The 19,746-nt window shown below is 69.5% G+C and carries 16 protein-coding genes; 7 read left to right on the top strand and 9 right to left on the bottom strand.

The annotated features are described in order from the left end of the window. The first annotated feature begins 30 nt into the window (after positions 1–30). Both FV560_RS09890 and FV560_RS09885 read left to right on the top strand, forming a co-directional pair. On the top strand, positions 31–1,746 hold the full coding sequence (locus tag FV560_RS09890) for a dolichyl-phosphate-mannose--protein mannosyltransferase (RefSeq protein WP_159621360.1): 1,716 nt from the start codon (positions 31–33) through the stop codon (positions 1,744–1,746). Beyond that, on the top strand, positions 1,746–3,068 hold the full coding sequence (locus tag FV560_RS09885) for an MFS transporter (protein ID WP_159621359.1): 1,323 nt from the start codon (positions 1,746–1,748) through the stop codon (positions 3,066–3,068). The genes FV560_RS09890 and FV560_RS09885 overlap by 1 nt, the downstream gene beginning before the upstream one ends. A 222-nt stretch (positions 3,069–3,290) precedes the next feature. Here the strand turns inward: FV560_RS09885 and FV560_RS09880 are convergent, their stop codons facing one another. From FV560_RS09880 to FV560_RS09870, 3 genes are all read right to left on the bottom strand, one after another. Beyond that, a complete protein-coding gene (locus FV560_RS09880; RefSeq protein WP_235020040.1) occupies positions 3,291–4,136 on the bottom strand; it encodes an aldo/keto reductase in 846 nt (281 codons plus the stop codon). Between the two features lie 75 nt (positions 4,137–4,211). Then, complete coding sequence (locus tag FV560_RS09875; protein ID WP_159621358.1) at positions 4,212–5,633, bottom strand: family 20 glycosylhydrolase; 1,422 nt, start codon at positions 5,631–5,633, stop codon at positions 4,212–4,214. A 120-nt stretch (positions 5,634–5,753) separates the two neighbouring features. Further along, a complete protein-coding gene (locus tag FV560_RS09870; RefSeq protein WP_159621357.1) occupies positions 5,754–6,551 on the bottom strand; it encodes a siderophore-interacting protein in 798 nt (265 codons plus the stop codon). 149 nt (positions 6,552–6,700) lie between these two features. On the opposite strand from FV560_RS09870, the gene FV560_RS09865 reads away from it, so the two are divergent. Both FV560_RS09865 and FV560_RS09860 read left to right on the top strand, forming a co-directional pair. Then, on the top strand, positions 6,701–7,723 hold the full coding sequence (locus tag FV560_RS09865; RefSeq protein ID WP_159621356.1) for a glutathione S-transferase family protein: 1,023 nt from the start codon (positions 6,701–6,703) through the stop codon (positions 7,721–7,723). A gap of 109 nt (positions 7,724–7,832) precedes the next feature. Beyond that, on the top strand, positions 7,833–9,818 hold the full coding sequence (locus FV560_RS09860) for a hypothetical protein (RefSeq protein WP_159621355.1): 1,986 nt from the start codon (positions 7,833–7,835) through the stop codon (positions 9,816–9,818). Here FV560_RS09860 and FV560_RS09855 read toward each other — a convergent pair. Together FV560_RS09855 and FV560_RS09850 are read right to left on the bottom strand one after the other, a co-directional pair. After that, on the bottom strand, positions 9,805–10,320 hold the full coding sequence (locus FV560_RS09855) for a hypothetical protein (RefSeq protein WP_159621354.1): 516 nt from the start codon (positions 10,318–10,320) through the stop codon (positions 9,805–9,807). The genes FV560_RS09860 and FV560_RS09855 overlap by 14 nt on opposite strands. Before the next feature lie 29 nt (positions 10,321–10,349). Next, the gene (locus tag FV560_RS09850; RefSeq protein ID WP_159621353.1) at positions 10,350–11,732 is read right to left on the bottom strand and encodes an FAD-binding oxidoreductase; all 1,383 of its coding nucleotides are present in this window, start codon (positions 11,730–11,732) and stop codon (positions 10,350–10,352) included. Between the two features lie 185 nt (positions 11,733–11,917). On the opposite strand from FV560_RS09850, the gene FV560_RS09845 reads away from it, so the two are divergent. Together FV560_RS09845 and FV560_RS09840 are read left to right on the top strand one after the other, a co-directional pair. Then, a complete protein-coding gene (locus FV560_RS09845; RefSeq protein ID WP_159621352.1) occupies positions 11,918–13,051 on the top strand; it encodes a helix-turn-helix transcriptional regulator in 1,134 nt (377 codons plus the stop codon). Between the two features lie 51 nt (positions 13,052–13,102). After that, on the top strand, positions 13,103–14,752 hold the full coding sequence (locus tag FV560_RS09840; protein ID WP_159621351.1) for an ABC-F family ATP-binding cassette domain-containing protein: 1,650 nt from the start codon (positions 13,103–13,105) through the stop codon (positions 14,750–14,752). Between the two features lie 60 nt (positions 14,753–14,812). Here the strand turns inward: FV560_RS09840 and FV560_RS09835 are convergent, their stop codons facing one another. Continuing rightward, positions 14,813–15,757 carry an alpha/beta hydrolase family protein gene (locus tag FV560_RS09835; protein ID WP_159621350.1) on the bottom strand — a complete coding sequence of 315 codons (945 nt, stop codon included), beginning with the start codon at positions 15,755–15,757 and terminating at the stop codon, positions 14,813–14,815. A 122-nt stretch (positions 15,758–15,879) separates the two neighbouring features. Between FV560_RS09835 and FV560_RS09830 the strand changes: the two genes are divergently transcribed. Then, complete coding sequence (locus FV560_RS09830) at positions 15,880–16,476, top strand: TetR/AcrR family transcriptional regulator (RefSeq protein WP_159621349.1); 597 nt, start codon at positions 15,880–15,882, stop codon at positions 16,474–16,476. A 300-nt stretch (positions 16,477–16,776) separates the two neighbouring features. On the opposite strand, the gene FV560_RS09825 is transcribed toward FV560_RS09830, so the two are convergent. The 3 genes from FV560_RS09825 to FV560_RS09815 are packed head-to-tail and all read right to left on the bottom strand — an operon-like array spanning position 16,777 to position 19,711. Continuing rightward, the gene (locus tag FV560_RS09825; protein WP_159621348.1) at positions 16,777–18,159 is read right to left on the bottom strand and encodes an MFS transporter; all 1,383 of its coding nucleotides are present in this window, start codon (positions 18,157–18,159) and stop codon (positions 16,777–16,779) included. Then, on the bottom strand, positions 18,156–19,085 hold the full coding sequence (locus FV560_RS09820) for an NADP-dependent oxidoreductase (RefSeq protein WP_235020039.1): 930 nt from the start codon (positions 19,083–19,085) through the stop codon (positions 18,156–18,158). The genes FV560_RS09825 and FV560_RS09820 overlap by 4 nt, the downstream gene beginning before the upstream one ends. Beyond that, entirely contained in the window at positions 19,082–19,711 is a 630-nt protein-coding gene (locus tag FV560_RS09815; protein ID WP_275401897.1) for a DsbA family oxidoreductase, read from the bottom strand. The genes FV560_RS09820 and FV560_RS09815 overlap by 4 nt, the downstream gene beginning before the upstream one ends. Positions 19,712–19,746: the final 35 nt, after the last annotated feature.

The raw sequence follows: 19,746 nt of genomic DNA, 5'->3' as shown, positions 1-19,746 counted from the left end.
GCGACCACCGAACCACCTAGACTCAGGTAGGTGAGTCCCGAGCGCGCGCCAGATGCTGCGCCGGACGCACCCCCGCAGGCCGTATCAGCCGCTACCCCGCCCGATACGCCCGAGCCCCGCGTCAGCCGCCGCTGGTGGCACCCGCGCCAGGTCGACGTCACCGGACGATCGACCACCGAGATCGAGCAGTCCCTCACCGGCCGGCTCCTGAATCCTGCCACCGGTTCCCGCCTCTGGGGCTGGATCGGTGCCCTGCTGGTCACCGCCGTCGCCGCCGTCCTGCGCTTGGTGCACCTGGAGCGCCCCGCCCGGTTGGTCTTCGACGAGACCTACTACGTCAAGCAGGCGTACTCGTTGCTCACCCTCGGCTACGAGGGCGACTGGAACGAGGAACCGGACGAGAACTTCGCCGCCGGGGACTTCTCCGACCTGCGCACCGAAGCCGACTACGTCGTCCATCCCAGCGTGGGCAAGTGGATGATCGCGTTCGGCATGCGCTTCCTCGGAGCGGAGACGCCCTGGGGGTGGCGGATCAGTGCCGCCGTGATTGGCACCCTCTCGGTGTTGCTGCTGGCCCGGATCGGCCGGCGCCTGTTCTCCTCGGCACTGCTCGGCTGCACGGCCGCCCTGTTCCTGGCGGTCGACGGCGTCCACATCACCATGTCGCGGGTCGCGATCCTGGACATCTTTCTGCAGTTCTGGATCCTGGCCGCGTTCGGCGCCGTACTGCTGGATCGCGAGCAGTATCGACGAAGACTCGCTGCCCGTGCCGCTACTGAACTGGCCACCCACGGCAGGTTCCGCGACCCGTGGGGACCGCGTGTGGGCATGCGCTGGTGGCTGCTGGTCGCTGCCGTGTGCCTGGGTCTGGCGTGCGGGGTGAAGTGGTCGGGGATCTACGCCGTCGCCGTCTTCGGGATCGTCGTGGTCGCCTGGTCGGTCACGGCCCGCCGCGCCGTGGGTGCACCGCTGTGGTTCGGCGGCGGCGCGCTCCGCGACGGCATCCCCTCGTTCTTCGCCTTCGTTCCCACGTCCGCCGCCGTCTACGTGCTGACGTGGCTGCCGTGGTGGCTGAATCCGAACTCCTACAACCGGCAGTGGGCCACCGAGGTGAACGCTGCTGCGCAGGCGCCGCAGCGCACTTGGATGCCGGACTGGCTCAACTCATGGTGGGAGTACCACCTGAAGATGTGGGACTTCCACAACGGCCTGGTCTCCGAGCACACCTACATGTCGCACCCGGCCGGGTGGCTGATCCAGTGGCGACCGACCTCCTTCGCCTGGCGTGACGTCGAGGACGCCACGTCGATGGACCTGTGCGGCGCCGAGCGCTGCGTCGGTGCGATCACCTCGGTCGGCAACCCGATCGTGTGGTGGGGGGCCGCACTGGCGCTGCTACTGGTGCTGTGGGCCGCGCTGCGCCGGGGTGACTGGCGCGCCTGGGCGATCCTCGCCGGCTACGCCGCCACCTACCTGCCGTGGTTCGCCTACGCCCACCGGACGATCTTCACTTTCTACACCGTCGCGCTGGTCCCGTTCGTTGCCCTGACACTGACATTCGCGATCGGTGCGCTGCTCGGCTCACGCGAGCTGCCGTTGCGCGAGCGCCGCCCGGGGATCTGGACGGCCGCCGCGATCGTGATCCTCGCCGTCGTGGTGGGAGCGTTCTACTGGCCGGTCTGGTCCAACCAGTGGGTTCCGTACTGGTTCTGGCGGTTGCACATCCTCCTGCCGAGCTGGGTCTGATGCGCCGCCTGCACGCGGCGCTCGGCAGCAGTGGCGTGCTGCTGGTGGCGATCCTGCTCGCCGCACTCAACCTCCGGACCCCGCTGACGGCGTTGCCTCCGGTGGTCACGCAGGTCTCGGACGAGCTTCACCTCACCGCCGCAGCTGCCGGGTTGCTCACCGGAATCCCGGTGCTCTGCTTCGCGCTCACCACACCGGCCGCTGCTGCGCTGCTGGGCAGGATCTCTCTGCGGTCCGGGGTGCTGCTGGCGCTGCTGCTCATCCTGGCCGGGACGGGCGTGCGGTCGGCCGACCTGGGTGGTGCGGCCGCCGCATTCGCGGGCACGGTGCTCATCGGGCTGGGTATCACCACGGCGAACGTGGCCGTACCGGCGATCACGCAGCGGTCGTTCCGGAGCCGGGTCAGCACGGTCACCGGGATATACACGGCCACCATCAACGCCGGCACCATGGTCTCGACTGCCCTGACGGCGTCCCTCGCCCTCAGCCTCGGCTGGCGGTGGGCGCTGCTCAGTTGGGGGCTGCTGGCGATTCTCGCGATCGCATGGTGGTGGCGGGTCGTACCGCCGGAGGGTCGGGCACCGGAGGAGTGGCCACCAGACGCGTTGCCGCGATCTGTCGGCCCGCCCGCCAACCAGGCGACAGATCGGGGCAACACGCGCACCCCCGCGGAGGGAACACCGACCGCCGAAGCGACCACCCCGCCCGGGCGGGACGAGACACCGGGGCCGAGCGACGCCGTCGGGAAGCGGAGCGTGTTGAAGGAGAAGTACACCTGGGCGCTCTGCGCGATGTTCGGGATGCAGGCCTCCAGCTACTACGGACTGACGGCGTGGTTGCCGCTGATCCTCTCGGACCTGGCGGGGGTGTCGAGCGCCTCGTCAGGAGCGGCCGCATCGCTGTTCCAGGGGTTCGCCGTACTGGGCAGCCTCGGGGCGTCGGTGGGCATCCGGTACGCGGGCCTGCGGGCGAGCTTCGTCGGGATCGCCGTGGCATGGCTGTGCCTGCCGGCCTCCCTGCTGCTGGTCCCGGAGGCATGGATGGTGGGGGTGAGCCTGGCCGGTGCGGCGCAGGGGGCCAACTTCGTGCTGGTGTTCACGCTGATCGCTCGCCGCTTCACCTCGGTGCACCGGGCGCGCAAGGCCTCGGCCACAGTGCAGTCGGTGGGCTACTCGATGGCTGCCGTGGCCCCGACGCTGGTCGGAGGGATGCACACGCTCACCGGCGGTTGGCAGGCGCCGGTGGCGATCGTGGGGTGCGCGCTGACGATCATGACGGTGCTTGGGTTGATGTTGACGGGGGCACGCACGCCACGAGCCTGACGGGCGACCCACCGCCCACCAACCCACCGTCCACCACCCCACCGCCCACCAACCACCGGGGGTGAAGTTGACGTCGGTTATGCGCGGATAATCGACGTCAACTTCACCCCCGGTGAGGAATCGGTCGGTCACCGGCGGGAGGAACGACGACGGCGCCGCCACAGGCGAACTGCGACGGCGCCGTGCGTAGCTGCCGACCTGGCCGACAGCCGTGTCCGTGGCCTACTCCAGGCCGAAGTTGGACGTGTCCGGGTCACCGCCGTAGCGGGTGCCGGCGTCGATTCCCGCGATCGCGGTCATCTCGTCGTCGGTGAGAGTCAGGGCGGCGGAGGCGAAGTTCTCCGCGATGCGCGAGGGGGTCACCGACTTGGGGATCACCACGTTGCCCAGCTGCAGGTGCCAGGCGAGCACCACCTGCGCCGGGGTGGCCTGGTGCGCCTGTGCGATCGAGGCCAGCACGGAATCCTCCAGCAGTCCGTGCCCGGACCCGAGCGGGGACCATGCCTCGGTGGCGATCTGGTGGGATGCGTTGACCTCCCGCAGCGCACCTTGCTGCAGATAGGGGTGCAACTCCACCTGGTTGAGCACCGGCACCTCTCCGGTGGCCTCGATGATCTTCTCCAGGTGCGGGGCGTGGAAGTTCGACACACCGATCGAGCGCACGCGGCCGGAGTTCTTCAGCTCGACGAACGCCTTCCAGGTGTCGGTGTACTTGTCGGCCTTCGGGCAAGGCCAGTGGATCAGGTACAGGTCGAGCACGTCCAGGCCGAGCTTGTCCATCGAGACGTCGAAGGCCCGCAGGGTCGAGTCATAGCCCTGCTCGCCGTTCCACAACTTGGTGGTGATGTACAGCTCGTCCCGGCTCACACCGGAGGCGGCGATCGCCCGGCCCACACCGGACTCGTTGCCGTAGATGGCGGCGGTGTCGATCAACCGGTAGCCGACCCGGATTGCCTCCTCGGTGGCCACCTGAGCCTCATCGTCGGGTACCTGCCAGACGCCGAAGCCCAGCTGGGGAATCGTCGTACCGTCGCGCAGGGACAGGTCAGGAATCTCGATATCAGTCACGTGGCAACGCTAACAAGGCTGCCCGGTCCGTGCACGATCCCTCGCCGACGTCTCACCGTCGCCACCCACACCTCGTCACCCGAACACCTCCGGACTCGGGTGGAAGGCAAGACCCCGCTCACGCCACAGCTGTGCCTGTGCCCGCACCCGGGAAGCAAAGTCGTCGAAGTCCCGGTCCCCCTGCGCGGTCCACGCCACCTCGGCAGCGGCCGCCAGGCGCGGCAGCAGCATGGTGTACAGCTCGTCCTCGGTGACGAGAGTCTCGGTCCAGATCGCCGCTTCCACTCCCACCACAGCATCGGCGGGCAGGTCGGGTGCGTACTCGAGCGGGTCCCACTCGTAGGCGTCGCGGGTCTCCACGTAGCCGGCCCAGTGCAGTCCGAGCGGATAGTCCTCGTGGTACTGCATGTCGAGGTAGACGCGGCTGCCCGGGCTGAGCACCACCGTCGCGCCCTTCTCTGCGGCGGCCACGATCGGCGCCGGATCCTTGGTGGAGTCCCACAGCTGGATCAGTGCATCGCCGGGCAGCCCGGCCACGGCGGCCTCACCCCACAGCATCGGTGACTTGCCGGTCTCGGCCACCACGCGGGTGAGCAGCTCGATGAAGCCGGCGTATTCCGCACTGTCCATCTTCAGCACCTCATCCCCTCCCACGTGCAGGAACCGGCCAGGCGTGAGCGCGGCGACATGACCGAACACCTCGGCCAGGAACGGTGCGACTGCCGGGTTGCTGAGGCGGAGCATCGAGTTGCCGACCTCGATGCCCGTATCGACCGGGGTCGGCTGCCCGGTCTCGGTGAGCTCTCCGATCGCGTGCATCGCGGCATTGGTGTGACCGGGCATGTCGATCTCAGGCACCACGTCGATGCCCCGCTGCCCGGCATAGCGCACCAGGTGGGAGTAGTCGTCGCTGGTGAGGAACCCGCCTGGGGCGCCACCGACCGCCGTGGCTCCGGAGATGTCCGTCAGCTCGGGCCGGCCCGGGACCTCGATCCGCCACCCCTGGTCATCGGTGAGGTGCAGGTGCAACACGTTCAGCTGGTACAGCGCCATCAGGTCGATCACACGTTCCAGCACGGGAACGCCGAAGAAGTGACGGGCGATGTCGACCATGAGCCCGCGGTAGCCGAACCGCGGACCGTCGGCGATCTCCACCGCGGGTATCGCCCCGGCCGGAGCGTTCGGCAGGTCGAGGTCGCGCAGCTGCACCAGGGTGGCGAGCCCGCGCAGCACTCCCCGTTCCGCACCGCTCACCTCGACACGCCCGTGCGCCGCACGGAGCGTGTATTCCTCCCCCTCCCCCGGCTTCACCGAGAGCACGACGGCGCAGCTCGCCTCGTCGAGATCCGTCTCCTCGGCGAGTGGCAGCCCGAGCATGCCGGACGCATGTCCGGCCACACCCGCGGGTGCTACGAGAACAGCACCGTCCAGGGCAACGGCTGCTCTGCCGTCGTGGAGCTGGACGTGACGGGGCAGGGGAACGAGCGGCAGGGGCACGGTGGGAACTCCGGAGTGCGAAGAGGGAACGACGGCGCTCCCACGCTACTTCGTCGCCGGACGTGAGAGTGACTCCACCGGTGCACCATCACCTCGTTGGCCCCCGCCGGGGAGGCACCCTCAGCCGGCGGCTCGCCCCACCTTCCAGTAGCCGGCGAACGTGACGTTCTGTTTCGGCACACCGCGCTCGCGCACGAGGTGACGCCGGGCCCCGGTGGCGACCGCGGATTCTCCGACGGCGAACGCATAGACCTCGCCGGCGGGAAGGTCCAAGCCGGCCAGTACCGGCAGCAGCACGGTCCCGGGATCCGTGGCCGGGTCGCGTTCGAGCCAGTGCACCTGCATCCCGGGCGGGGCATCGAGCTGCTGCCGATCAGCGGCGTCGTAGAGCTCGATCAGCGCGTGCCCGACGGCGTCGCGGGGCATGTCCCGCAGGACGCCGGCGACGGCGGGCAGGCCGCTCTCGTCGGCCACGAGCAGGGTCCAGTCGGCTGGTACCGGCTTCCAACCGCAGCCCTGGTCGATGAAGGCGGCCTGAGTCCCGGGGTCGGCACCGGCGGCCCACGGCCCGGCGATGCCCTCGGTGCCGTGCACGAGGAAGTCGACGTCCAGCTCCAGGGAGCCCGGCCGGAACGCACGCACCGTGTAGCTACGGATGACCGGGCGGGTGCCTTTCGGCAACGCGAGGTACTTGAGGTAGCCGCCGATGCCGAACCTCCTGGGCAGATTGTCGAAGCGATCATCGTCGTGAACGCCGATGGCCAGGCGGAACCACTGGTCGAAACCCTGGTAGTCGAAGTCGGCCAGCGCCGCTCCGGTGAACGTCACCCTGGTCATGTGCGGGGTGATCCGCTCCCGGCGCAGCACCTCCACCTGGATGAGGCCGGAGTCTGCGTGGGTCACGGTGATGTTGCTCATGGCGCTCACCTTCAGTCGGAGAATCCCGACGACGCGGGAAGTTAGGTAAGGCTCACCATATCTGCACTTCGGCGGGTGGGGCTACCCGCTGCGCCTAGCCTTCCCGCCCGGCACTCCCGCCTGCGCGCACGACCTCGTACGCTGGGCTCATGGCTGACGAGCAGGGCACCTACGTGGAGCCGGGCAAGGAGTACACCCGGGACACCCGCTACATCGAAACCCGGATCACCACCGACGGCAAGGACGGCTACCCGGTCGAACCCGGGCGCTACCGGCTGATCGCCGCGCGCGCCTGCCCGTGGGCGAACCGGGCGATCATCGTGCGCCGCCTGCTGGGACTCGAGGACGCGATCTCGATGGGCCTGTGCGGCCCCACGCACGACGCCCGTTCCTGGACCTTCGACCTCGACCCGGGCGGGGTGGACCCGGTGCTCGGCATCGAGCGGCTGCAACAGGCCTACTTCGCCCGCACCCCGAACTATCCGCGCGGGATCACTGTGCCCGCGATCGTGGACGTGCCCAGCGGGGCCGTGGTGACCAATGACTACCCGCAGATCACCCTCGACTTCTCCACCCAGTGGACCGCTCACCACCGCGACGGCGCCCCGGACCTGTACCCGGAGCACCTGCGCGATGAGATCCATGAGGTCGCCGGCCTCGTCTACCGGGACGTCAACAACGGCGTCTACCGGTGCGGCTTCGCCGGGTCGCAGGAGGCCTACGAACAGGCCTACGACCAGCTGTTTTCCCGCCTCGACTGGCTCTCCGAGCGCCTGGCGACCCAGCGCTACCTCGTCGGGGACACGATCACCGAGGCCGACGTGCGGCTGTTCACCACGCTCGCCCGGTTCGACGCCGTCTATCACGGGCACTTCAAGTGCAACCGGTCCAAGCTCAGCGAGATGCCGGTGCTGTGGGCCTACGCGCGCGATCTGTTCACCACGCCAGGATTCGGCGACACGATCGACTTCGCCCAGATCAAGGAGCACTACTACGTAGTGCACACCGACGTGAACCCGAACGGCATCGTCCCGAAGGGCCCGGATCTGGCGAACTGGCTGGAGCCGCACCACCGGGAGCAACTCGGCGGCCGCCCCTTCGGCGACGGCACACCGCCGGGACCGGTGCGCGAGGGTGAGCAGGTACCCGAGCACGCCACCCCGTTGCGCTGACCCTCGCGCCGCTGCGTCAATACTTCTCCACCCATCACAGCGGCGGGCCCGCTAGGGTGCTGCGTGCGGTCTGCGGGCCGCTCCCTGGGGGCCGACGACGGAGCTTGACGTGACGAGACCACGCACTTCACAAGCACGAGCCATGGCAGGGCGGGCATGCGCCGTCCTCGCCTTGGTGTTCCTCCTGGTGGGCCTGCCCGACCAGCCCACGGCACACGCCGCCGAGGGGCTCACCGAGGAGACCCACGCACGCTACGTCGTCGGCGAGGACGGTGCGCTCACCGCCGAAGTGACCACCACGATCACGAACGTCACCCCGGACCAGGGAGCGCAGTACTACTACTGGACCGACTATGGCATCGGCGTACCTGCCAGCGCCACGGATGTGCAGGCCGTCAGCGGCGGAACGGCACTCACGGTCCGGATCACGGCGGACGAGGCCGATCCCACCCACCACTGGGCCCGCGCGTCGTTCCCACCGCTGCGGTACGGGCAGAGTCGCACGATCGAGTGGACCTACACGATCACTGGGGCGCCGCTGCGATCGGAGGAGGTCACCCGGGTGGGCCCCGGCTACGCCGTGTTCGTGGCTCAGGCGATCGGCGACGAGGGTTCGGTGAGCGTGGAGGTGGTGGCACCCAGCACGCTGGAGCTGCACTCGGCCACCGAGCTCGACTCCGAGTTGCAGGGCCGGAACCGGATCTACCGGACCGAGGAGTACATCGACGACTGGGGTGTGTGGACCCCGATCTCGCTGCGCGATCCGGACCAGTCCGAGACCGTGGAGGTCCCGATCGGTGGCGTGGTGGCGCTCGACGTGCAGAGCCTGCCTGGGGACGAGGTGTGGCGCGACTTCGCCGTCGAGCGGATCGAGACGGGGATGCCGGTGCTCGAGGAACTGGTGGGCAGCCCGTGGCCGGCCGAGGTACGCACCGTGCGGGAGGACGTCTCCCCGCTCGTGATCGGGTACGCCTGGTTCGACGGGTGGGGCGATGAGATCGTCGTGGGCGAGGACCTCGACGAGGTCACGCTCTACCACGAGCTCGGACACGCCTGGTTCGCTCCCCCGCAGTTCAGCGGGCGTTGGTTGCAGGAGGGTCTGACGGAGGAGACGGCGCACCGCACCATCGAGCGCCTCGGTGGGGAGGGCCAACGCAGGCCGAGACCGGACCGGGACGGCGACCATGCGTTGCCGTTGCTGGAGTGGAGCGGCGCCCATCAACAGACCGACACCGACTCCTACGGCTACCCGGCCTCCGCCGCGGCGATCCAGGACGTCTTCTCCGACGCAGACGATGCGACGTTCACCGCCGTGGTCTCGGCGGCCTATGCCGGTGAGAGCGGCTACGAGGAACCAGGGTCGCAGGACAATCGCGGCGCCGTGGATTGGCGTCGTTTCCTGGATCTTGCTGCCGAGCGTGGCGGGCTGGACGCGGAACCGGCGTTCCGGACGTGGGTCGTGGCCTCCGAACAGGCAGCTGATCTGGACGCCCGCGCCGAGGCCCGGGCGCAGTACGCGGCCCTCGATCACGGCCACTGGCAGGCGCCGTTCGGGCTGCGTACCGAGATGACTGACTGGGACTTCGTTGCGGCGCGGGAATCCATGGCGGCGCTGACGCCGGTGGCCGAGCAGGCGCTCGCCGTGCAGGAAGCTGTCGATCGGACCGGCCTGGCTGTACCGGACCAGATCCTCGAAGACTACGAGCAGGCCGAGTCGAGCGGGGACTACGCCGCCCTCGCGACGAGCCTGCCGGTGGCCGCCGATGCGATCACGGAGGTGGCGCAGAGCCGCCAGACCGCAGCAGCCGAGCGCGACCCTGTTTCCGCGCTCGGCGCGGCGATGCTGCGGGTGGGCCCAACAGCCGCGGCGGCCGTCCAGGCGCTCACGGCCGGTGAGCTCGACGGCGCCCGCACGCTCGCGCAGACCGCCGCCGACCGTGCCGGGTGGGCCACGCTCACCGGTGCCGGGCTGATTGTGGTGGCGATCGGTGCGATCGCGCTGATCGCCGGCGGGAGCGCAGTGCTGATCCGGCAGCGGCGACGGCCCGGGACTGGACCAGGCCCGGGCACGCCACCTCCGCTCACCGGCAACTGACGTTCGGGTTCGTCGGGTCGAACATCCCGTCAGGGTTCGCCTGCCAGATCCACGCGTGCAACGTGTGGAACGGCGGGCCACCGGCCGGGTGCGGAGCATCGAAGGGGACTCCGAACAGGGCGGCCGCGGGATCCCACGCTGCGTATTCGACGGCGACCAGCCGCATGCCTCCGCCGGCCTGCGGTGCGTAGACGAGGATCTCCGGTGCGAGGGGATCGAGGTCCGCAGCAGTGGTCGCGATGCTGCGCTGGTAGTGGTACCCCATGTTCGGCACGCACTCGGAAGCACGGATGTACCCGTCGGCGATGGCCGCCTCCAGGTCGTGATACGCAGCGGTCGCGGCACGCACCTGTGCCAGCTCGGCCTGACCGTTGCCGGCGCTCGGCCCTGGAGGAGTCGCATGCGGTGGTTCCGCGTTCACCGGCGCCGCCCCCAGGACGGCCAGTGCTGCGGCTGTGGTGACGGCGGCAACCGCCGGCATGATCGATCGTGACGTGTGCATCTGGGTTCCTTTCCTGGTGTTCGTTCCCCTCACCGCACGGGCGCGGTGAGGGAGATGGAGTGCCGGAAGACGTCGTCGGGGTCGTAGCGGCGTTTAGCCGCCGCGAGCCGCGCCTGAGTCTCGGCCGGAAACGCGCGGGCTGCTAGTTGCACGCGCTCGGTGCCCTCGGCGAAGTTGAGATATCCGCACAGGTCTGAGAGGTGGGGCGCCAATCGCCGCCACGCGTGTTCGAAGCGGCGCTCGAGCTCGGCGTCCGCCTCGGCCGAGGGGATCATCCCGACCAGCTCCAGGCAGTACCTCGCGTCCCTGGCGGCGAAGCTCACGGCCGGGTTGTCCCGGCGGATCGCCCCGCCGGCGTGGCGGACCTCGGCGAAGAGCATCGGTGAGGGTCCAGCGATCGCCTCCAGCATCACCTCGGGCACCTGCGGGCCCAGAGTCGCGAGCCAGCGGCCGCTCGAGGCGGCGGGCACCGGATCCACCGGATCCATGGAGATCTGGGCCACCTGTGAGAACGGCATCGGAGCCCAGGTGTCCATCAGCGGTGTCCGCCAGGACCGCCACTGGTCGACGAGTTCTCGCCCGGCCTCCATCTCTCCTGCGAAGCACCCGCGAACGATCGCGAACGTCTGCCCGCGCAACGGTTCGGGCACCATCTCCAGCGGTGGGAAGGCGGTGATGTTGAAGGCGCTGGTCAGTTCGGACGGCGCCCGGTTGATCCAGTCGCCGTAGAACTCGAACACCTCCCGAGCGTCCGGCAGCGCATAGAAGAGGTCACCGCCGTACACCTGGTCCACCGGATGTAGCGCCACCGTCATCTCCACCACCACCCCGAGGGCGCTGCCGGTAGTACCGCACATGGCCCAGAACAACTCCGGCTCGTCTTGTGGCGAGGTGGTGATCACCCGCCCGTCGGCCAGCACCACCCGCAACGAACGGATGCTGTCGACGGCAAGCCCGTACGCACGGGCCAGCCACCCGAACCCGCCACCGAGGCTGTAGCCCACCGCGCCGACGTGCGGGGCGGAACCGAGCAGTGGCGCCAGTTGCTGCTCCTGTGCTGCGGCGAGAACCGACGTCCAGGTGATCCCACCGCCGATCGCGGCGGTCCGGGAGACCGGGTCGATGCGCACCCGGTCAAGCGCTCCGGTCACCAACAGCAGGCTGTGCTCATCGGCGGGGACCGTCACTCCGTGCCCGGTGGTCTGCACGGCCACAGCCCACCCCCGGGCCGCGGCGTGGCGTACGGCGTACACGACATCGGCCTCGCCAGCCGCCTGCACCACGACAGCGGGGCGATGCGTCCAGGCGAGGTTCCAGCACGCACATACCTCGTCGTATCCGTCGTCGCCGGCTTGCAGCACCCTCCCCTCGCAGATGGCTGCGAGATCATCCAGGCTGGTGGTGATGGTCACGGCGTCCTCCCTCGTGCTCTTCCGGTCGGCGACGGCGTCCCCCGCCAGGGTTCGAGCCTGCGCCCGGCCGACCGGTCGCCACCATCCCCCGGTCGGGCGCACCGCGCCCGCCACCACCCCCTCATTCGAGGGATATCCAGGCGTGAACCTTGACGCACAGGAAGGGCGGGAGGACGATTTCGGGCATGCTGCTCCGCGACAGTTCCGTCGCCACCGGCCACCGGCGGCGACTGGTGGCTGCCGAGCGCCGGATCCAGGAGGCGTGTGCCGATGCCAGCACCACCGCGGAACTGGTGGACGGGCTGCGAGAACCGTTCGACGACGCGCTGGGGCTGTCCGGGATGCTGCTCAGCGCCACCGACCCCGACTCCACGGTCCTCTCCACCGCTGCCGTGATCGAGAACCTGCCGGAGTCGATGTGTGCGCCGTGGATGCACAACGAGTTCCTCGAGGACGACGTCAACAAGTTCGCCGAACTGCACCGCACCGGTTCCCCGGCCACCACCCTCGACCGCGCCACTCAAGGGTGCCCTGACCTGAGCCCGCGCCACCGTCACCTGAACCGGCCGCAAGGTTTCGGACCGGAGTTGCGGACCACCTTCTCCGCCGGCGGATCCTGCTGGGGCGTGGCCCACTTCCTGCGCAGCCAGGGGGAGGCGGACTTCGACGACGAGGCACTGCACTGGGTCGACCGGCTGCGTGATCGGGTGGCCATCGCGTTGCAGCACACTCTCGGCGCACCCTGGCGAGGAGACGATGAGGACTGGGTTCCCGGCGTGGTCACGCTCGATCCCGACGGACACGTGGTGTCGATGACACCGCACGCCGACCGCCTGCTCGACGAGTGCTGGGCGCATCCCATACCGGCAGGTGACACTGCTCGCCTCCCGGGCGAGGCCTACATGGTCGCCACCCTCACGCGGGCGCGGGCGGCGCACCGGCCCCACACCCGGCGCCCCGTGACCCGACTCCGTGGCCGCTCCGGGCGCTGGCTGACCCTGCGGGGCGACTACACGCTCGACCGGACCGGAGAGTTGTGCGGCATCGTCCTGCTGATCCAGCCCTCCCGGCCCACCGAGGTGATGCCCCTGGTGGTGAGTGCGTACGGCCTCACCGAACGTGAGCAGGAGGTGCTGGCCGAGTTGATGCAGGGCCGCACGTCCGGGCAGATCGCCACCCGCCTGTTCATCTCCGAGCACACCGTGCGCGATCACCTGAAGTCGATCCGGGCGAAGACGGGCACGAGCTCCCGTGGTGAGCTCATGAGCCTGCTCTTCCACGAGCACTCAGCACCGCACACGCAGTTCCGCCACGTCTGAGATCGGCAAAATCGCTGGGATCTCCCGTGCGATCACCCTAGGCTGACCGGCATGTCCGCCACCCTGCACGTCTCGCGGCTGGGGGCGGCCTTCGGTGCCCGCCAGCTCTTCGACGATCTCACGTTCACGATTGCCCCGGGCGACGTCTGGGGCCTGGTCGGGGCGAACGGGGCGGGTAAGTCCACCCTGCTCTCCGTGCTCGCAGGTTCACCCACGACGGCGGAGGTCACCGGATCCCTCACGCTCACCCCACCGCATGCGGGTGTGGGCCTGCTGGCGCAGGAAACCGAACGGGTTCAGGGCGAGAGCGTGCGAGATTTCCTGGACCGGCGCACCGGGGTGGCCGAGGCCACCCGGGTGATGGACGCCGCCGCCGAGGCGATGGCTACGCACCCCGACGACGGCGCAGCAGCGGACACCTACGCCGTCGCCCTGGAGAAATGGCTGGCTCTGGGCGGAGCGGACCTGGCCGACCGGACCCCCGCCGTCGTGAATGATCTGGGCCTGAACGCAAGCCTGGACGCGCCGATGACGACCCTCTCCGGCGGGCAGGCGGCGCGCGTGGGCCTGGCGGTGCTGCTGCTGCAGCGCTACGACCTGCTGCTGCTCGACGAGCCCACGAACGATCTGGACCTGGACGGGCTGGACCGGCTCGAACGCTTCGTGGCACAGACACGGGCGGCGCTGGTGATCGTCAGCCACGACCGGGAGTTCCTGGCACGGACGGTGACCGACATCGTGGAGCTGGACCGGGCGCAACAGCAGGTGAGCGTGTACCGGGGTGGGTACGAGGCCTACCTGGCTGAGCGGGAGCTGGCGCGGCAGCGCGCCCGGGACGAATACGAGGCCTACGCCGACCAGGCGGCCGGTCTGCGCTCGCGGATCCAGACGCAGAAGGAATGGGTGGACAAGGGCGTGCGCAACGCCCGCAAGAAGGCCACCGACGGTGACAAGCACATCCTGCACCGGGCCGTGGCACGCACGGAGAAGCAGGCCGCGAAGGTCGGCCAGTCCGAACGGGCACTGGAGCGCCTGGATGAGGTGCGCGAGCCCCGCAAGGAGTGGGTGCTGCAGATGTCGATCGCGGCGGCGCCACGCTCGGGCTCGGTCGTGGCCACCCTGGATGAAGCGGTGGTGCAGCGCGGGGAGTTCACGCTCGGACCGGTCTCGGCGCAGGTCATCGCCGGGGACAGGATCGTGATCACCGGGGCGAACGGATCGGGTAAGAGCACGCTGCTGGCACTGCTGCTGGGGCGCCTGGCCCCGGATGCGGGGCGCGCCTCGCTGGGCGCGTCGGTGGCGGTCGGGGAGGTCGACCAGGCGCGCGGGCTGTTCGACAACCCGGCGCCGCTGGCGGACGCGTTCGCGGCTCAGGTACCCGACTGGCCCGAGGCAGAAGTCCGCACGCTGCTGGCGAAGTTCGCCCTCGGAGGCGATGCGGCGTCACGGCCAGGGAACGCCCTCTCCCCCGGTGAGCGCACCCGGGCCGGGCTGGCACTGCTGCAGGCGCGTGGTGTGAATCTGCTGGTGCTGGACGAGCCGACGAACCACCTCGACCTGCCCGCGATCGAGCAGGTCGAGCAGGCCGTGGAGAGCTTCGCCGGCACGGTCCTGCTGGTCACCCACGACCGGCGGATGCTCACGACCGTGCGCTCGACGCGGCGCTGGCACCTGGAGGCGGGGCGGCTCACCGAGGACTGAGTCACCGGTTCCGTCCCCGTGCATGAGACGTCACGTCGTCGTCTCATGGACCGCTGCCGCTCACCTACTGTCGAGGCGCCCGATCGGATCGAGGCTGTCGCTGAACGCGGCGCGGGCGGCGGGCCAGCTGTTCGCATCGACGTGGAGAGCGGTCCGCAGATAGGCGGTGCTCATCCGCTGGATGACGGCGACTCGCTCCGGGTTCTCGTCGGTCGTCTCGGCGACTTCGTATCCGACGATCCCTCCGAGAGCATGCTCGGCGCCGTAGAAGGTGAGGAGGTCGGTGGCGCCGGGGCTGTGGGTGTAGGCGTCGGTGAACCAGTCCGGTCCGCGGCTGGACATCGCGGACTGATCGCGGTCGCCGGCGACGACGAGTGTCGGTGTGGTCAGTTGCTGGAACGAAGGGTGCATGAAGGGGAAGTTGGCCTGGGCGAACGGGTGCAGGTGGTCGCCGCCGAGGCCGGTGGCGGCGAACAGGATGCCGGCGGTGATGCGGCGATCGGACATGTCCTCGCCGGCGTGGCCGGCGTCATCGACTATCCGTGCACCGAGGAGTGTCTGGGCGGTGTGCCCGCCCCAGGAGTGACCGGCAGCGGCGACGCGGGTGCGGTCGATGCGGCCGGCAAGGCCGGGCACAGCGGACTCCATGACGTCGAGTTGGTCGAGGATGCGGGTGAGATCCGCGATCCGCTCGGTCCAGATGGTCGGGAAGATCGGGTGGTCGAACCCGAACCCGTTCCGGCGTGAGTCCAGGTGTGTGGGCTGGATCACCACGAATCCGCGGGAGGCCCAGAACGCCGTGAGCGGTGCGTACCCGTCCAGGTTCCACCCGTTGCCGTGGGAGAAGAGCACGACGGGGAGATTGGTGCCGGTTGCCGGGGCAGACACACGCACCTCCAGCGGGACCGGACGGCCCGGGGCGGACAGTTCGATGGGAGCGACGGAGACGACCGGAGCACCGGTGCCCACGATGCCGTCCAGTGCGTCCACGATTGGTGAGGCCATGCGAGTTCCCTTCGTAGGTGGTGTCGCTCTGCCATACTGGTTTTCGGAGCGCCGTTCCAAAACATTACGGAACACCGCTCCGTAATGCAAGGGTGCCGCGTCGGGTATGCGAGGAGGAGCTCATGACTGAGGCACGGAGCGAGCAGCGGGATGCACCGGCCAGGTCGGTGGGTCGTCCGCGTCAGAGCAAGCAGGCCCTGCTCGACGCAGCGGCAGCGGTGTTCGTGAGGTCCGGGGTCGACGCTCCGGTACGGGAGATCGCCGCGAGGGCCGGCGTCGGCGTGGGAACGATCTACCGCCACTTTCCCACACGTGCGGAGCTCGTCGTCGCGGTCTACCGGCACCAGGTCGAAGCATGCGCAGACGCCGGCCCACAACTACTCGCGCAAAGCTCCACGCCCGAGGCGGCCCTGCGGGAATGGGTCGCGCTGTTCGCGGATTTCCTGGTCACCAAGCACGGGCTCGCCGGCGCACTGCATGGAGATGGCGCCGAGGCCGATGCGCTGCACACCTACTTCGTCGACCGCCTCGTCCCGGTCTGCGGCTCACTCCTCGAGGCAGCGCTCGAGTCACGCCACGCGGTCTCGCACGTCGATGCGTACAACGTCCTCAAAGGGATCGGGAATCTCTGCATCGGCGCGGCAAACGACACCCGCTACGAGGCCGCCACGCTCGTCCAACTGCTCATCTCGGGCGTGCTCGCCCGAGGAGACGAGTGACCGCGACATCACGTCCTCGCACGCCCACCGAGAGGCGAGCGGAGGCAGATCGGCACTGAACGCACGAGCGCCATCGGGTCCGAAGATCTCATCCCCCTCACCCCAGACCGCCAGCAACGGCGCCTGGCGCGACCTCGGTGGCCTGATTCCGCTCGTCCCGGAAGGCCCACACGGGCGCCCAGAACCTGTGATGCGGCGTCATGGCCGGGGAACGTCCTCTCCCCCGGTGAGCGCACCAGGGCCGGCACTGCAGCAGGCGCGTCGGTGAACCTGCCGGTCACCCACGACCGGCGGGGCAGCTCACGCAGGAGTGACCGGGCGCCGCGGTTGCGACCCGGTCAACGACGCGACGGCGAGCCCCGCGACGGCGAGCCCGATCAGGATGGCATTGACCAGCGCGAAGGAGACGTCGGCGGACACGGCGGTGGCCAGGACCACGGCCGCCAGTGCGGTGGTGGCACCTACGCTCATGCTCTCGCCCGCTTGCAGGGCCGAGCTGTAGGCACCATGCTGCGAGGTCTCCACCAGGGCGAGGGTGGCGCTGGACAGCCGCGGGTAGGCGATACCCATCCCGACGCCCATGGAGATACACCCCGCGACGACCGTCCAGACGGGGGATTCGGTCACCACATGGAGCAGGGCGCCGACGGGACCAGCCGCCACGAGCCCGGTGGCGAGGAAGACCAGGCGTCGGTGGGTCCGGTGTCCGCTGGAGAATCGTCCCTGCAGCCAAGCGCCCAGCGCCCAGCCGAACGCGCCGACAGCGATCACGAGCCCTGCGGTGGTGGGTGGGTATCCGCGCTCGCTCTGGAGGTAGAGGGTGAGGTAGACGTTGGTGGCGGTGACCGTGGCGCCGAGGATGGCCCGGAGCGCGACGAGGCGCTGCGGGACTCCGCGCAGCAGCAGCGTGCCTGGGGGCAGGATGCTCCGTGCCGTCACAGCCAGCGCGATCACGGCGGGCAGGACCACCATGGCCGAGATCGGCGACCCGAGTTGTCCGCCGACATGAAGGGATACGAGCAGCAGGGCAGCCACGAGGGACAGGGCGCCCTTGCGGCCGACGACCTCCCGCGCCGACGCCCGGATCCGGGGCACCGGACTCCGCGTCACGAACAGCAGCAGGAGCAGGGAGATCGCGGCGCCGACGAGGATGAGCGCGAACACTGTGCGCCAGCTCATCAGTTCCGTGAGTGCGCCGGCGAGCACCGGGCCCGCCATCGAGGGGATGAGCCATGCCGCCGTGAGGAGCCCGAACATGCGCGGGCGGGGGCCCTCGGGTATGCGACGCGCGATCAGGACGTACAGGATGACGGAGTCGATCCCACCACCGACGCCTTGCATGAGCCGCCCGATGATGAACGTCGTCGCATCGAGTGCTACGACGCAGAGCGCGAGGCCCGCCAAGAAGAGGGTCCCTCCGACTCTCAATGGCGCGCGCGGGCCGGCATGGTCAGCCCAGTTCCCGCCGGTCACCATCCCGACCAGCGCAGCGGTCATGGTGGCGGCGTAGGCGAGCGAGTACCACTGCGGTCCGCCGAGCTCGGTCATCGCCACCGGAAGGACGGTGGTGACGGCGAAGGCCTCGAACGCGATGAACGTCATCAACGCCAGCACGCTGGTGATGAACGGCCAGGTCGACGGTGTCCACAGCGACTCTCGCGCGAGTCGTGCACCGGCGGTCATGGCGCCTCGCCGATGTCGAGCACGATCTTGCCGCGCCCATGCCCTGTTTCCACGTCCCGGTGAGCGTCAGGGACCTCCTCAAGCCGGTAGCTCCGTCGGATATGGACGCCGAGGTGGCCGTTCGCGAGTCGGTCCATGAGGTCCGCCAACCGGCTCGCGGAGCGTCGGCTCCTCACGATGCGGCAGCCCAGATCTTGTGCGAGCGGCATGTCGACGATGGTGGCGATCCGGTCGCGGTCGGCGACGAGCTCGACGGCGGTACGCAGGTTCTCGTGCCCAGCCGCGTCGAATGCCACATCCACGCGAGGGCTCACGGCCCGGATCCGCGCTGCCTGCCCGGGACCGTACTCGAGCGGAATCGCCCCCAAGGCTCGCAGGTAGTCATGATTGGACTCGCTGGCGGTGCCGATCACCGTGGCACCGGCGTGAACGGCGAGCTGGGTGAACGCCGAGCCGACACCGCCTGCGGCGCCGTGCACCAGCACCACGTCGTCTCCCTGCACCGCGAGGTCCTCGAAGGCGGTATGCGCCGTCTGCCCCGATGCCGAGAGAGCGCCAGCGGCCTGCCAGGGCACGGACGTCGGTTTGGCGACGACCTGCGAGGCCGGCACCGCGACGTACTCTGCGTAGCACCCGAGGGTGTTGAAGCCCGCCACCTCATCACCGTGCACGAACCCGTCCACCTCCGCTCCGGTCTGTTCGATGACACCGGAGAACTCGTTGCCGAGGATCTGCGGGAATCGGATCACCGCCCCCGGCGGTGTCCACCCTGCGCGGATGGCCGCGTCGGTCACCTGGACGCCGGCGGCCACCACGCGGACGAGGATTCCGTCATCTGGCACGGCCGGGCGCTCGAGCTCGCGCACACGCAGTTCGTCGGGCGGGCCGACGGCATCGATGGCCGCAGCCCGCATCGTCGCGCTCATCGAGCCGGACCAGCGGCGAGGAGGAACTGGGCGATCTCATCCACGGACGCGTTGCCCGAGACACGTCGCCCGTTCGAGGCGACTACCGTCGGCACGGAGGTGACCGAGAGCAGACGGGCTGTGTTCACATCGCCGGAGACCTCCGCAGCGAATCGCTCGCCGGTCAGCGTGCGGTGAACCTCGGATTCGTCCAGTGCCCACCGCGACGCCAGTGCGCGAAGAACTGCGGGGTCACCCAGGTTCTCGTTGCGCTCGAAATGTGTCGCGTATGCGTCCTCCCACACGGCCTCCACATCGCCACTCCTCGCCTCATCTGCGAGTTTGAGCAGCCGGTGCAGCGGGTTGGAGTCGAACATCGGGGCATCGTCGACGTTGAGTCGCAGTCCCTCACTCTCGCCCGCGGACCGGATGTGTCGACTCCTGGCTTCCCACTGACTCGCGGACATCCCCCACTCGCTCCTCGCGACCTGCGCGGTCGGCCGGCCTGGGCTCACAGGGCCGTGCGGCTCCAGCAGAAGACTGCGCCGACGCACTCGCACAGATTCCTCGATCGTGGCCTTGACTCGCTGGAGGCGACGTAGTCCGATCCAGCACCACGGGCATCGCACGTCTGCCCAGACATCCACTTCGATCACGTTGTTGCGCTCCTGTCTTCGTCACG

This window comes from Ruania rhizosphaerae (assembly GCF_009805705.1).
Classification (GTDB): domain Bacteria; phylum Actinomycetota; class Actinomycetes; order Actinomycetales; family Beutenbergiaceae; genus Ruania; species Ruania rhizosphaerae.
This window is presented reverse-complemented; position numbering and strand designations above follow the sequence as displayed.